Origin of the sequence: Mesorhizobium sp. M0244 (assembly GCF_040321795.1) — a bacterium.
In the GTDB taxonomy this organism is placed as follows: Bacteria; Pseudomonadota; Alphaproteobacteria; order Rhizobiales; family Rhizobiaceae; genus Mesorhizobium.
In genome coordinates, this window is the sequence record NZ_JAMYSE010000042.1 from 44,995 (window position 1) to 58,081 (window position 13,087).

12 protein-coding genes and 1 pseudogene are annotated in these 13,087 nt (G+C 62.9%); 6 read left to right on the plus strand and 7 right to left on the minus strand.

Annotated features, from left to right (window positions below):
* Window position 1: 1 nt before the first annotated feature.
* Window positions 2–1,282 (plus strand): ABC transporter permease, encoded by a 1,281-nt coding sequence (locus NKJ08_RS22790; RefSeq protein WP_352525452.1) that lies wholly within the window; start codon window positions 2–4, stop codon window positions 1,280–1,282.
* Window positions 1,283–1,284: 2 nt separating this feature from the next.
* Complete coding sequence (locus tag NKJ08_RS22795) at window positions 1,285–2,109, plus strand: ABC transporter permease (protein ID WP_352525453.1); 825 nt, start codon at window positions 1,285–1,287, stop codon at window positions 2,107–2,109.
* 87 nt (window positions 2,110–2,196) lie between these two features.
* Here NKJ08_RS22795 and NKJ08_RS22800 read toward each other — a convergent pair whose 3' ends face one another.
* Together NKJ08_RS22800 and epmA are read right to left on the minus strand one after the other, a co-directional pair.
* The gene (locus tag NKJ08_RS22800; RefSeq protein WP_352525455.1) at window positions 2,197–2,871 is read right to left on the minus strand and encodes a DUF8692 domain-containing protein; all 675 of its coding nucleotides are present in this window, start codon (window positions 2,869–2,871) and stop codon (window positions 2,197–2,199) included.
* Between the two features lie 331 nt (window positions 2,872–3,202).
* A complete protein-coding gene (gene epmA, locus NKJ08_RS22805) occupies window positions 3,203–4,249 on the minus strand; it encodes an EF-P lysine aminoacylase EpmA (RefSeq protein WP_352525457.1) in 1,047 nt (348 codons plus the stop codon).
* 114 nt (window positions 4,250–4,363) lie between these two features.
* Between epmA and efp the strand changes: the two genes are divergently transcribed.
* From efp to NKJ08_RS22825, 4 genes and pseudogenes are all read left to right on the plus strand, one after another.
* Complete coding sequence (gene efp / locus NKJ08_RS22810) at window positions 4,364–4,930, plus strand: elongation factor P (RefSeq protein WP_352452293.1); 567 nt, start codon at window positions 4,364–4,366, stop codon at window positions 4,928–4,930.
* A gap of 231 nt (window positions 4,931–5,161) precedes the next feature.
* Entirely contained in the window at window positions 5,162–6,202 is a 1,041-nt protein-coding gene (locus NKJ08_RS22815; protein WP_352525458.1) for a glycosyltransferase family 2 protein, read from the plus strand.
* Window positions 6,177–6,869, plus strand: a complete 693-nt coding sequence (locus tag NKJ08_RS22820) for a class I SAM-dependent methyltransferase (RefSeq protein WP_352525460.1) — start codon at window positions 6,177–6,179, stop codon at window positions 6,867–6,869. Before NKJ08_RS22815 ends, NKJ08_RS22820 begins: the two co-directional genes overlap by 26 nt.
* Window positions 6,862–7,200 (plus strand): annotated as a pseudogene (locus NKJ08_RS22825) (GtrA family protein); the annotation flags it as partial. The gene NKJ08_RS22820 and the pseudogene NKJ08_RS22825, both read left to right, overlap by 8 nt.
* Here NKJ08_RS22825 and NKJ08_RS22830 read toward each other — a convergent pair.
* The 5 genes from NKJ08_RS22830 to NKJ08_RS22850 all read right to left on the minus strand — a co-directional run bounded on the left by NKJ08_RS22830 (window position 7,143) and on the right by NKJ08_RS22850 (window position 12,988).
* Window positions 7,143–7,931 (minus strand): hypothetical protein, encoded by a 789-nt coding sequence (locus NKJ08_RS22830; RefSeq protein WP_352525461.1) that lies wholly within the window; start codon window positions 7,929–7,931, stop codon window positions 7,143–7,145. The pseudogene NKJ08_RS22825 and the gene NKJ08_RS22830 overlap by 58 nt on opposite strands.
* Window positions 7,918–9,081 carry a hypothetical protein gene (locus tag NKJ08_RS22835; protein WP_352525463.1) on the minus strand — a complete coding sequence of 388 codons (1,164 nt, stop codon included), beginning with the start codon at window positions 9,079–9,081 and terminating at the stop codon, window positions 7,918–7,920. Before NKJ08_RS22835 ends, NKJ08_RS22830 begins: the two co-directional genes overlap by 14 nt.
* Before the next feature lie 101 nt (window positions 9,082–9,182).
* Window positions 9,183–11,177, minus strand: a complete 1,995-nt coding sequence (locus tag NKJ08_RS22840) for a glycoside hydrolase family 127 protein (RefSeq protein WP_352525464.1) — start codon at window positions 11,175–11,177, stop codon at window positions 9,183–9,185.
* A 27-nt stretch (window positions 11,178–11,204) separates the two neighbouring features.
* On the minus strand, window positions 11,205–12,062 hold the full coding sequence (locus NKJ08_RS22845; protein ID WP_352525465.1) for a carbohydrate ABC transporter permease: 858 nt from the start codon (window positions 12,060–12,062) through the stop codon (window positions 11,205–11,207).
* Window positions 12,062–12,988, minus strand: a complete 927-nt coding sequence (locus NKJ08_RS22850) for a carbohydrate ABC transporter permease (protein ID WP_352525466.1) — start codon at window positions 12,986–12,988, stop codon at window positions 12,062–12,064. The genes NKJ08_RS22845 and NKJ08_RS22850 overlap by 1 nt, the downstream gene beginning before the upstream one ends.
* Between the last annotated feature and the right edge of the window lie 99 nt (window positions 12,989–13,087).

Consider the following 13,087-nt stretch of genomic DNA (forward strand, 5'->3'; position numbering starts at 1 on the left):
AATGACGGCGCTTGAGCCCACGAAGCTGGACCGGCCGCACATCGCGCGCGACCGGCCGGCCGCCGATGCCAACGCGGCGAAATCCGTCACGGCAAAACTTCGGCGCGCCGAGTTCGGCGACCGATTGCGGTCGCTGGTGCTGGCGGCGCCTTTGCTGGTGCTACTGGCGCTGAGCTTCGGCATCCCGATCGTCCTGCTTCTGTCGCGCGCCGTCTATGATCCGACGATTTTCGACGCCTTGCCGCAGACCAGCCAAGCGCTGCGCGGCTGGAACGGCGCGGGACTGCCCGGCGACGCCGCCTTCCTGGCCCTTGCCGCCGACCTCCGCGACAATCAGGCCAAGGGCACCGCCTACGAACTTGCCAAGAGCCTCAACGCCCGCCTGCCCGGTGCGCGCAGTCAGGTGCTCAAGACGGTACGCCAACTTGAGGCTGCCGACAGGCCCCCGCTTGAGGTGATGAAAGCGGTGCCGTTCTGGTCGGCGCCGGGCACGTGGCCGGTCATCGAGAGCGGCACCCATAGCGTGACGTCGTTCTACTTGCTGAGCGCGCTTGATCTGCGCTGGAACGCCGATGGAGGCATTGAAAGAGTGCCGCCGGAACAGGCGATCTTCCTGCAGGTATTCATGCGCACATTCTTCGTCGCCGCGGCGGTGACGCTCGCCACGCTGATTCTGGGCTTTCCCCTCGCCTACCTCATCGCCTCGGTGCCCAAGGGCCTCGCCGCCATCCTCATCGTCGCGGTGCTGCTGCCATTCTGGACGTCGATCCTGGTGCGAACCGCGGCCTGGACCGTGCTCCTGCAGAAATTCGGCCTGGTCAACGACCTGCTGCTGTGGCTCGGCATTGCCGACGACCGGCTCGACCTGATGTACAGCCGCGTCGGCCTGATCATCGCCATGACCCACATCCAGCTGCCGTTCACGCTGCTGCCGATCTACAGCGTCATGCGCACGATCCAGCCGTCGCAGATGAGGGCCGCCTATTCGCTTGGCGCAAAACCCTTAACCGCATTCCGCCGCGTCTACCTTCCGCAGGTCTTTCCGGGCGTGATGGCGGGCTGTTTGCTCACCTTCATCCTCTGCCTTGGCTACTACATCACCCCGGCGCTGATCGGCGGCGCCAGCGACCAGTTGATCAGCAACTTCATCGCCAACTACGTCAATGTCGAACTGAACTGGGAGATGGCGGCAGCGCTGAGCTTCATCCTGCTCGTCTTTACCGTGGCGCTGTTCGGCATCTTCGCCCGTATCCTCGGCCTCGACCGCCTCAAGCTGGTATAGCCATGTTGTTGTCTCCCTATCCAACCCTTGGTGAGCGCGTCCGCATCGGGCTGCTGTGGCTGTGGTGCGGCATGGTGATCCTGTTCCTCCTCGTGCCGATCCTCATTCCCGTCCCCTTGTCGTTCAACAGCGGCGCCTTCTTCATCTTTCCGCTGGAGGGATTTTCGACGCGCTGGTACGCGGTCGTGCTCGGAACCCAACGCTGGCAATCGGCGATCGGCAACAGCCTGATCGTTGCGTTCGGGACGACGCTGATCGCAACGATACTCGGTACGTTGACGGCGATTGCGCTTTCGGACGAAAAGTTTCCCGGCCGCCGCATCGTCATGCCGCTGCTGCTGTCGCCGCTGATCGTGCCGGTGGTGATCACCGCCGTCGGCTCATATCTGTTCTATGCCCGCGTCGGCCTGGCCAGCACCTATGCCGGCATCATCCTGGCGCACACCGCGCTCGCCAGCCCGTTCGTCGTCATCACGGTGGGAGCGAGCCTCACCGGCTTCGACCGCAATCTGATGCGCGCTGCAGCCATCTCCGGAGCAAAGCCCATCACATCGTTCTTCAGGGTGATGCTGCCGCTGATCCTGCCCGGCGTGCTGTCAGGGGCCGCTTTCGCCTTTGTCACCTCGTTCGACGAGGTCGTCGTGGTGCAGTTCCTGGCCAGCGCCAATCAGCGCACCATGCCGCTCGAAATGTTCATCGGGCTGCGCGAGAAGCTCTCCCCGGCAATCACCGCCGCCGCCACGCTGATGATGGGGCTGTCGATCATCCTGCTCGTCGTCGCTAATCTTCTGGCCCGCCGTGGCAGGCAGCGACCGCGCATCGAGTGAAGGCATACGAGCCCTATCAGGCGGGCGCCGCGACGGCGGCACCGCTGGCGGCGTCGGCGCTAGTCGAAGATGCGGCGTGTGCGACAGTCAGCCTGTAGAGTTGGGATCGGCTGGATCCACCCACGGGCGGCCCAATCGTGTCACCATCGCCGCGTACCCAACGGCACCTGCCGCCCAAAGGAAGATGCCAAGCTCTTTGACAGCGTCTTCGGCGATGTCGACCGCCGAACCCGGGCTAGGAAACAGCTCTCCCAGCTGGTCGATCGCTGCTGACATCGCGAGTAAGAAGCCTGCGGCCACAAATACCATCGTGCCGTCGAATGTCTTCCGTCGCAGCCGAAAGAACCAGAACAACCCGGCGACGGCGTAGGCAATCATCGTAACAATCTCTGGTATCGCAACAACCGGCAGCACGTCCTCATGGATCAACAACAGGTCATCGAGGCCCATGACCAGGGTAAGGCCGCCGAGAAACGTGCAATCCCATCGGTGCGTGAGCAGGCCAGCAAACAGGGTCGCCGCGCCGGTGCCGATCCATAGTGAAGCACCGAGGGACGAAATCCACCCCGTATAGAAGCCGACATCGGCGGCTGCAGATGGATCTCGATAGAAGATTGTAGCGTCCAGACCAAGAATTTGCGCGACGAACAGCGCGGCCAAGAGCATCACAACGTTAATCGCTGCGGCCGCAAGTATGACCAAGCGCCAGGACATTGTCCATTCGCCGCCATGCTTTGTGTTCAGCGCGTTCTTGTCTGGCATTGTGCCGAAGGCCATTCTGAGTACGATGGCGGCTAGCTCCGCTGCGCCGAGAACTCCGCCAGCACTATGCCGGCCCACCAAGAGCGCGGCAACACACGGAAGGGTTGCAGCGCTTCGCCCATGACGAGGTCGTCATGGTGCAGTTCCTCGCCAGTGCCAACGGCCTGCGCGAAAAGCTCTCCCGGCAGTCACCGCCGCCGCCACGCTGATGATGGGTCTGTCGATTATCCTGCTCGTCGTCGCTAATCTTCTGGCCGACGCAGCCAGCGGCGGCCTGGCCTGACCATCTAATTGGTTGCAAATCTGATGCGTCGGTCAGCCCAACCTGTCGTCAGGAGCCGGCCACCGGCGTCCAGATCACGTCGTCGATCCTGAGCGCGCCGGTGGCGAGCATCACCAGCCGATCGAAACCGAGCGCCGCGCCGCTTGCTTGCGGGATTATGGCGAGCGCGGCGAGGAAATCCTCGTCGATCGGGTAGCGTTCGCCATAGACGCGCTGCTTTTCGTCCATTTCGGCGGCAAAGCGCCGGCGTTGCTCGGCTGGGTCGGTCAACTCGCCAAAGGCGTTGGCGAGTTCGACGCCGCAGCAATAGAGCTCGAAGCGCTCGGCGGTGCGCGGATCGTCGGCGCTCGGCCGGGCCAATGCCGCCTCCGAGATCGGATATCCGAAAAGGATGGTGGCGCGTCCCTGCCCCAGCGCCGGTTCGATTTTCTCGACCATCACCCGGCTGAACAGGTCGGCCCAATTGTCGTCCGGCGCGGTCCGCAACCCGGCCTGGACCAGGGCGGCGTGCAACCCCGCGCGGTCGGTGCTGCCATCGGCTGCCACCGTCGCCAGCAGATCGATGCCGGCATGGCGCATGAAGGCTTCGGCGACGCTCAACCGTTCCGGCTCGGCGAACGGGTCGGCCTCGCGGCCGCGGAAGCCGAAGCGCTTTGCGCCCGCCCGTTCGGCCGCCAGCGCGACGAGCTCGGCGCAATCGTGCATCAGGCTCTCATAGATCTCGCCGACGCGGTACCATTCGAGCATGGTGAACTCCGGATGGTGCAAGGGGCCGCGCTCGCGGTTGCGCCACACAGCACCGAGGCTGAAGATGCGCTCCTCGCCGGCGGCAAGCAGTTTCTTGCAGGCGAATTCCGGCGAAGTGTGGAGGTAGAGCGGCTGGCGCGCGCCGTCCGGCCCGATCGCCTCGGTGGCAAAGGCCGACAGATGCGCTTCATTGCCGGGCGAGATCTGGAGGGCCGATGTTTCCACCTCGACGAAGTCGCGGCGGGCGAACCAGTCGCGCATGCTGGCGGCAATGGCATTGCGCAGGATCAGCCGCGGCCGGCGGTCGGCGTGGACATGCGGTGTCCACCAGGGCGAGGCGGCGGTCATCGACTTCAGGGGAATTGCACAGAGGGCTGGCGATTGCTGCCAAGATGCGCTAGGCCGCACGCAACGGCCTCTCCAGCCGATTTGCGCCAACAAATTTTAGCAGGATGGAAACCCGTGAAGGTCATCGCCAGCTCCTTACGTAAAGGCAACGTCGTCGAAAAGGACGGCAAGCTCTATGTGATCCTCTTTGCCGAAAACATTCATCCTGGCAAGGGTACGCCGGTCACCCAGCTCGACATGCGGCGTATCTCTGACGGGGTAAAGGTTTCCGAGCGTTACCGCACCACCGAGCAGGTCGAGCGCGCCTATGTCGAGGAGCGCGAGCACACGTTCCTCTATCGCGACGGCGAAGGCTTTCACTTCATGAACCCGGAGAGCTACGACCAGGTCGCGGTGCCGGAAAGCGTGGTCGGCGACATGGCCCCCTATCTGGTCGAAGGCATGCCGGTGCAGATCTCGCAGTACAACAACATCGCCATCTCGCTGGTACTGCCGCAGCGCGCCACTTTCGAGGTGGTCGAGACCGAGCCGGTGACCAAGGGCCAGACGGCGTCCTCATCGTATAAGCCGGCAACGCTGTCCAACGGCGTGCGCACCCTGGTACCGCCACACATCAGCGCCGGCACCCGCGTGGTGGTGATGACTGCGGATGGCGCCTATGTCGAGCGCGCGAAGGACTAGAGCGCGGCGGTCTTCAGACCGGTCAATGGCTTGTGCTAGCGCACGCCAAAGCGAAGCTCGCCGGCGGTCTCCTGACAGTTCGCGCTTCGATGCGGAAGCCCATCACCTCGTTGAGAACCGGTATTCTATCCAGAACTGGCTAAATTAGCAGTTTCTTGCATACCTTTGGAACTTTGTAGCTTTCGTTCCATTTTCAACCGCATGCGAGAGTCTGTGGTCCATGGCCCTGGAATGACGGTGAACAGGTCACCGCCTCGCTACTCGCTGGTCCTGCCCATCTACAATGAAGAACAGGTGCTGCCTCGGCTGATCGAGCGGATCAGTTCGCTTATCGGTCGGCTGGACGGCGAAACGGAGGCCATCTTCGTCGATGACGGAAGCCTCGATGGAAGCGTCGAATACCTCCAAAAGGTGGTTGCCGCCGAGCCGCGCTTTCGGCTGATCGAATTTTCCCGCAATTTCGGTCACCAGGTGGCGATTACCGCCGGTATGGACGCCGCTGCGGGCGATGCCGTCATCGTCATGGATGCCGACCTGCAGGACCCGCCGGAAGTCGTTCTCGATCTGATAGCTAAGTGGAAGGAAGGCTTCGAGATCGTCTATGCCCGCCGAGTCAAGCGCGAGGGCGAATCCTGGTTCAAGCGCTTTACGGCAAGTCTTTTCTATCGCCTGCTGGAGAAAATGACTTCGGTCGATATTCCGCGCGACGTCGGCGACTTCCGCCTGGTCGGCCGCAAGGCACTGGAAACCTTCAAGCGTATGCCCGAACATGACCGCTTCGTCAGGGGCATGTTCGGCTGGATGGGCTTCAAGCAGACGGCAGTGCCATTTGAGCGCCACGCGCGAACCCTGGGCCAGACCAAATACCCATTCTGGAAGATGATGCACCTTGCGGTTCACGGCATCGTCAGTTTCTCCGAGAAGCCGTTGCGCCTGGCGCTCTGGGGCGGACTGGCCATTTCCGCGCTTGCGGTGGTCTTTGGTGCCTACGCCATGTTTGCCTGGTTTTTTGAAGCCGGCATCATTGCCGGGTGGACATCCACGGTGGTGATCGTGTCGCTCCTGTGCGGCATTAATCTTTTCATGACCGGCGTGGTCGGGCTCTATGTTGGCAGCATCCACGCCGAGGTGAAACGCCGCCCGCTGTACGTGATCGATCGGCTCACCGGCTTCGACGAGGCGATGCGTGCCGTCTCTGGTGAGCGCCGCCGATCGTTTCACAAGCCCAGGAGTGGAGTCCCCGCCAATGGGCGAACTCTTCGACAGCTATAATTCCAACTATGGCGAGGCGGTCGAAGGGTCCATCCGGTTTTCCGGACTCAGGCACGACTTCTTCCTTGTCGCCAAGGCGGACCTGCTGCGGCGTCTGGTGGTCGAGCGAAAGCTTCGGCAGGGTGGGTCGGCTGTAACGGCGCTGGATGTCGGCTGCGGCGTCGGTTCGCTCCACCCCTACCTCGACGGCGCTTTCGACAGCCTCGATGGTTGCGACGTCTCGCAAGACTCGATTTTGCGCGCCAGCCAACACAATCCGCGTGTGGCCTACAGGACCTGCAGCACGCAGGGGCTGCCTTATGAGGACGGCACGTTCGATCTGGCTTTCGCCAGTTGTGTCGTCCATCATGTCTCGCGCGCTGTCTGGCTCGATTTCTTCCTGGAAATGCGGCGCGTCGTGCGGCCAGGCGGCGTCGCCTGCATCATCGAGCACAATCCCTATAATCCACTGACGCGTCTTGCGGTGTTTCGGTGTCCGTTCGACCACGACGCGGTCCTCCTCAACGCCGCCACCGCAGCGTCCCTCTTTCGGGCGACCGGCTTCACGGACATCCGATCCGAGCATTTCCTGCTGCTGCCGTCGGCAAGGCCCTTGGCCAGAAGAGTCGAGCGCGTATTCGCGCCTTTGCCGCTTGGAGCGCAGTATGCGTGCAGTGCGCATGTCTGAGCGCCGTTCGACCGGCGACGCCGGGCTGAGACTGCTGGCGCGCTTCGGGTCCGTCGGCATCGCCGCAACGATCCTTTATGCAGTGCTGGCCACCGCTTTGGCAAAATGGCAACGGTTCGGCCTCTCGCCGGTCGGTGCCTCGCTCGCGGCTTACACCGCAGCCGCCCTGTTTTCTTATCTTGCGCATAAGTTGGTAACCTTCGCATCGAGCGGATCGCATCGATCGGAAGCTCCGCGTTTTTTCTTGCTGACGGCGACAGGCTTCGCTGTGGCCTACGCCGCGCCGGCGCTTTTGACGGCCAAACTCGGCCTGCCGCCGATCATTGCCATTCTGGTTACATGCTTGCTTGTTCCAGCGGTCAATCTTCTCATGCTCGACCGGTGGGTTTTTGCGCAGCGAAGACCTGGCCAGCAACGTGATCGCCCGCCCTGACCCGGCTCAATGGGATCGAGCCGGAACGATAACAATTTGATGGAGCGCTTATAGATGTTGCTGGCGGCCGGACTTGGCGGAATGCCGTCGAGGTAGTCGAAGGCGATGTCGAATGTCTTGGCCTCGGCGAGGACCGCCGGTGGAATGACGAACGTGACCGTGCGTGGCTCTTTGCCAGACAGCGTCACCGCATGCACCCGAACGCCGTTCACCGAGATCACAACCCTTTGCGTGATCTGTGGTGGACGAATGACGGCGGCCATTTGCAGCGTGGCCGTCAGGCTGTCGCGGAGCGGCGGTATCTCCAGGCGAAGCCGCGAGGTCTCGCCCAGCGAATGGGTGCCGTCGGCTACCGGCCCCGACCAGCCACAGACCATCATGCCGGTTGCCTTTTTGGCTCCGTCGGACCGGAACGACACCGTCTCGCCATGTGTGTAGCTGCCGACCGCATCGCGATTGAGGCAGGTCGTCGTCCGATCAATGTAATAGGCGCGATAATCGGCATTGACGTTTGGATTGAGAGCAAGCGCAAGGATGATGATTTCCGCCCCGGCCAGAACCGCCGCCAGCGTGTAGCCGCCAAGCGAGGCCGCGCGCCGATGCGGGCCCGGAGTGCTAGACCAGGGCAAGATAGCCCCCGATCCACGCCACGGTCATGAAATAACAGGCGCTGAGGAAGAGGCCCAGAGCCGCAAGATAAGTCAGCTTCGACGCCGACAGCAGCATGGCCAACACCATTGTCAGAGGCGCAAGCCCAACGACGTATCTGACCATCGAGGCCAGGTTCGTGATCAGCGGCAGGATGATGCAGCAGGCGCAGAACAGCGCGGCGCCATATTGCCTGCGAACCGCCAGAACCGCCGATAGCGCCAGTCCTATGAGTGCGGCGAGCGCGCTCCATTGCGGCGCCGTGGGCAGCCATCCGTCCGTCGGAACGGCCGAGAGCCCATCCCATATAAAGCCGAGCGGATTGCCGGCCACCCGTCCAAACGCGCGCTGGACGTGCAGGAAGGCAAAGCCGTCCCCGACCGTCAGGTAGAGGAACAGGACGTAGGCGAATAGACCGGCAGGCGAGATGAAGATCGCGACGAGCAGATCCGGTCGGCCAAGCAGCCAATGGGGGAACGACAGCGTCGATCCGCCCTTTGCCCGGTAATCCCTGAACATCTGAATGACGGTCGCAAATACAACGAGCACTCCGACGAGCCTGGTTGCCGACAGGAGAGCCGATGACAGTGCCGCAGCCAGATAGCTGGAGCGTTTGAGCGCCAGAAAAACGCACGACGTCAGGAGCACGAAAAGAGGTTCGGTCAGGAAAGTCGTAAAATGAAAGGAGAACGGGCCGCTGAGCAGAAAGGCGCAATACAGCACATAAGCGCGCATGTTCTTCTCGAGCAGCGGCCAGGCCACCAGACAGGCGGCGTAGCTGCACGCAATCGACGTGATCGATGCGACCAGTATCGTCGGGAAAGGGAAAACAGACCGGATCGCCGCCACCAGCATCGGATAGAGCGGGAAGAAGCCCCAGCGTCCGACATTGCTCTGGTTTGGGACGGGAAAGCGCTCATAACCGTGTTCGGAAATACCGACATACCACGCGCAATCCCACCGGCAGAGCGCCTGGGCATAGGACGCGAAGCCTGGTTCCGCCGAGACCGAAGTGAATGCGGCATAGCGGATGGCCAGTCCACTGACGACGAACAGCAGCGGCACCGCCGCGACGGCTACCGCAATAAAGCGGCCGCCGGCGTTCGGACGCGCGACAGCTTCGAGCGCCAAAATCTGCCTCCACCCGTTCAAGTGGCTGGCGCCACTCAACGCTAGATGACGCGCGCCCCGGCGAATTCAAGGCATGCAACGCGGCTCAAATGGCGATACCGCTATCCGGCGCTTCTGAGCCAGACCAGCATCTCGCCGGCGTCGCGGTTGTCCCAGGCGAAATACGGCACGGCGGTGACTTTCGCTTCCTCCACCGCCGGCGGTTCGGTGCGGTAGAGTCCCTCTTCCCAGTTTTCGAATGCCTCCTTTTTGGCAATAGCCGAAAGTGTTACGACGCCGCCCAAAAGGTTCGGCTGCTCATGCGCCTCGATGTCAGCTGTTCGCGGCAAAGCGATGCGGTGCAGTTGGCTGGAATTGTCGGTCTCCTCGACGCAATAGATCAGCGGACCGCGCGCCAGCGCCACGCGGCCTATATCCTGCCGCACCTGCGGGTTGGCGTAGAGGCGGTCGATGGCCATTTCGAGATCGAGCTCGACACGGTCGCCCTTGCGCCATTCGCGGCGGATCGCGGCATAGCCGTCGCTGGTGATATCAGCCAGATCGACATCTGCGCCATTCACCCTGAGCGTTGCCTTGCGGCACCAGGCCGGCAGGCGCAGATGCAAGGTGAACTCGGTCGGCGCTTCCGGTTCGACGCTGATCGAGGCCGCGCCGTCCCATGGATAGTTGCTGGTCTGGGTCAGCTCTATTTGCGTCCCTGCGATTTCGAAACGAGCCGTGCTGTTTCCATAGAGATGGACGGCCAGTGCATCGTCCGACAGGCCGTAGAAATAGCTGCCGATCGAGGCGACCATGCGCCCGACATTGGGCGGGCAGCACGGGCAGCGATGCCATTTCCAGCGATGGTGGGCGCCGCGGCTCTCGAGCGGATTTTCGTAGAAGAACAGCGAGCCGTCGAGCGACAGGCCCGAGATCGAGCCGTTATAGAGCGCCCGCTCCATCATGTCGGCGTAGCGCGCGTTGGGGCCCATGCCGAGCATACGGCTTGCCCAGAACACCAGGCCGACCGAAGCGCAGGTTTCGGCATAGGCGGTGTCGTTGGGCAGGTCGAAGTCGGCGGTAAAACCCTCATTGTGCGAGGACGGCCCGAGGCCGCCGGTGACGTAGAGGTTCTTGGTCATGAGATCGTCCCACAGGCGGTCGAGCGCCACCCGCAGCGTGTCGTCGCCATATTCGGTGGCGATGTCGGCCATCCCGGAATAGAGGTACATCGCCCTCACCGCATGGCCGACGACCTTGTCCTGCTCGCGCACCGGTCTGTGCGACTGGTTGTATTCGTAGGTTTTGAAATGATAGGCCTTGGGGTCGGCGCCGCGGGCGCGCGCCTCCTCGTCGAAATAATGCGGCTCAAGGCCGCGCTGGTCGATGAAGTATTTGGCAAGCTCCATATATTTGCGCTCGCCGGTCACCCGCGCCAGCTTGACCAGCGCCAGCTCGATCTCCTCGTGCCCGCAATAGCCTTTCTTCTTGCCCGGCTCGGGACCGAACGTCTCGGCGATTTGGTCGACATAGCGGCACATGATGTCGAGCAGCTTGCGTTTTCCCGTGGCCTGGTAGTAGGCGACCGCGCCTTCGATCAGATGGCCGGCGCAATAGAGCTCGTGGCAATCGCGCAGATTGGTCCAGCGCAAGCCCGGCTGGATGCGCTGGTACCAGCTCGACAGATAGCCGTCGGGCTGCTGCAGCTTGCCGTACATGTCGATGACGGCGTCGATCTTCTTCTCCAGCTCGTCGTTGCGGCGGCGGTAGAGCGAGTAGGCGGCGGTCTCGATGGTCTTGCCCCAATCGCTGTCCCAGAACATCTGCGTCGTTACCGTCGAGCCGGTGAACTCGTTGCCGGCGGTGGCTGCCTCGTCCGGCGAGGGTGAGTGGAACGGAATGACGACGCCGGGCGATGGCCGGTCCGGATCGATCTGCTCCAGCATGCGCGCCTCGACGCAGCGGTCATAGAGGATGCCGGCGGTCCTTGAGGCGACGGCATCGACACGGTCGCCCCAGAAGCCGCGCACGTCGACCTGCGGCACCGGCAGCGGCCGGAAGGCGAGTTTTGGCTTGCGCAGCTCGGCAGCCGGCTTGGCGGATTGCGATGCGGTCATCAATTTACTCCGGTTCGGTTCGATTGGTCACTTCACGGCCCCTGCCATGAGGCCGCGGATGTAGAAGCGCTGCAGCAACAGGAAGAGCACCAGGCACGGCACCATCATCACGGTGACGCCGGCCTGCACCGCGCCCCAGTCGATGGCGCCGAAGCGGCCGGACTGCAGCGCCGTCATCATGATCGGCAGCGTGAATTTGGACTGGTCGGTCATCAGCACCAGGGCTGCCAAAAACTCGTTCCAGGCGCCGAGGAAGGCGAACAGCGCGATGGTGACGATGCCCGGCCAGACCAGCGGCAGCATGACCCTCAGCAGCATGGTGACATTGTTGGCGCCGTCCATGCGGGCGGCTTCCTCGATCTCACGCGGCACCGCGTCGAAGGCGTTGCGCATCATGAAGATCGAGAACGGCAGCTGCAGCGTGACGTAGACGCAGACCAGTCCGGTCAGCGTGTTGTGCAAGCCGATCTTGGTCAACACCAGGAAGATCGGCGTCAGGATCGACTGGAACGGGATCATGATCGTCGACAGGATGACGACGAAGAGGAGGTTCTTCAGCGGAAAGCGGAAGCGCGAGAAACCATAGCCGGCCAGCACGCTGACGATCACCGACAGCACCACCGTCATGACAGAGACATAGATGCTGTTCTGCGCCGGTAGCCAGAGGCCGTCGCCAAAGGTGTTGAGCGTGGCGTAGTTCTCGAGCGAGAACCCGGTCGTCGGCCAGGGCGGCAGCGGCGGCTGACGCGCCTCCTGCGCCGGCTTGAAGGCCGAAAGAACGGTCCAGACGATCGGCGCGATGAACAGTATGGATGCGATGATGCCGGTCGAGTGCTCGGCAATCTGCATGCCGATGCGGCGTTTGCGGGTGCGAGCCTGCGCCATCAGTCGACACCCTCCGGATTGCGCAGTAGCCGCAGCTGGATGAGGCTGAGCGCCACCAGGATGACCAGCAGGATCATCGAAAGTGCTGCGCCATAGCCGAGCTTGAACGACACGAAGGACTGGTTGAAGATCCAGTAGACGGCGGTCAGCGTCTGGTTGCGCGGCCCGCCGCGCAGGATGATGTAGAACTGGTCGAAGGCGAGGATCGAGCCGGCGACCGAGAGGATCAGCGCCAGTGCTAGCGTGCGGCGCATCAGCGGCAGGGTGATGGCGCGGAACCGCGCCAGCGGCCCTGCCCCGTCGATCATCGCCGCCTCCTGCAGATCCGGCGGGATCGATTGCAGGCCGGTCATCAGGATGATCATGGTGAAGCCCGCCACCTTCCACACCACCATGGCGATGATCGACCAGAAGGCCGGCTGGAAGGTCGCCAGCAGATTGAATTTCTTTTCGGTCAGGCCAAGCTCGAAGGCGGCCGGGCTGAACAGGCCGGAATCGACATTGAGCAGCCACGACCAGAGCAGGCTGGCCGAGGCGAAGCCGATGACCGCCGGCATGAAGAAGGAGGTGCGGTATAAGCCGGTCAGCGGCCGCGGCCTTTCGATGAACAGCGCCAGCGGAAAGGCGACGGCGAAGATCGCGATCGTCACCACCACCGTGTAATAACCGGTGAAACGCAGCGCGTTCCAGAAACGGGTGTCGCGCAGGATCGCCCAGTAATTATCGAGGCCGACAAAGCTGTGCGCGCCCATCAGCGGCCAGTTGTGCAGCGACATCCAGGCGGTCATGCAAAGCGGCACGATGAAGAAGACCACGACCAGGGCAACGGCCGGCGCGACATAGAGCAGGCCGATCAACTGCCGGCGGCCGGCGCCGACCAGTTTGTAGGCGCGAGGCGGGGCGGAGATTGCTGTGATGGTGGTCATGGCTGTTCGCTCGATGGGTGAAGGGCAATCACATCGGGAGAATACCCCCTCACCCGGATTGCCAACCGAATTGCGAAGGGCAATTCGGGGCAATCCGAC

Bases quoted from the DNA above. Each gene is read 5' to 3' on its own strand.
- NKJ08_RS22795 (WP_352525453.1), top strand. From the start codon at position 1,285: ATGTTGTTGTCTCCCTATCCAACCCTTGGTGAGCGCGTCCGCATCGGG.
- epmA (WP_352525457.1), bottom strand. From the start codon at position 4,249: ATGACCGCCGCCTCGCCCTGGTGGACACCGCATGTCCACGCCGACCGC.
- NKJ08_RS22800 (WP_352525455.1), bottom strand. From the start codon at position 2,871: ATGCCAGACAAGAACGCGCTGAACACAAAGCATGGCGGCGAATGGACA.
- NKJ08_RS22850 (WP_352525466.1), bottom strand. From the start codon at position 12,988: ATGACCACCATCACAGCAATCTCCGCCCCGCCTCGCGCCTACAAACTG.
- NKJ08_RS22815 (WP_352525458.1), top strand. From the start codon at position 5,162: ATGACGGTGAACAGGTCACCGCCTCGCTACTCGCTGGTCCTGCCCATC.
- NKJ08_RS22820 (WP_352525460.1), top strand. From the start codon at position 6,177: ATGGGCGAACTCTTCGACAGCTATAATTCCAACTATGGCGAGGCGGTC.
- NKJ08_RS22840 (WP_352525464.1), bottom strand. From the start codon at position 11,177: ATGACCGCATCGCAATCCGCCAAGCCGGCTGCCGAGCTGCGCAAGCCA.
- NKJ08_RS22790 (WP_352525452.1), top strand. From the start codon at position 2: ATGACGGCGCTTGAGCCCACGAAGCTGGACCGGCCGCACATCGCGCGC.
- NKJ08_RS22845 (WP_352525465.1), bottom strand. From the start codon at position 12,062: ATGGCGCAGGCTCGCACCCGCAAACGCCGCATCGGCATGCAGATTGCC.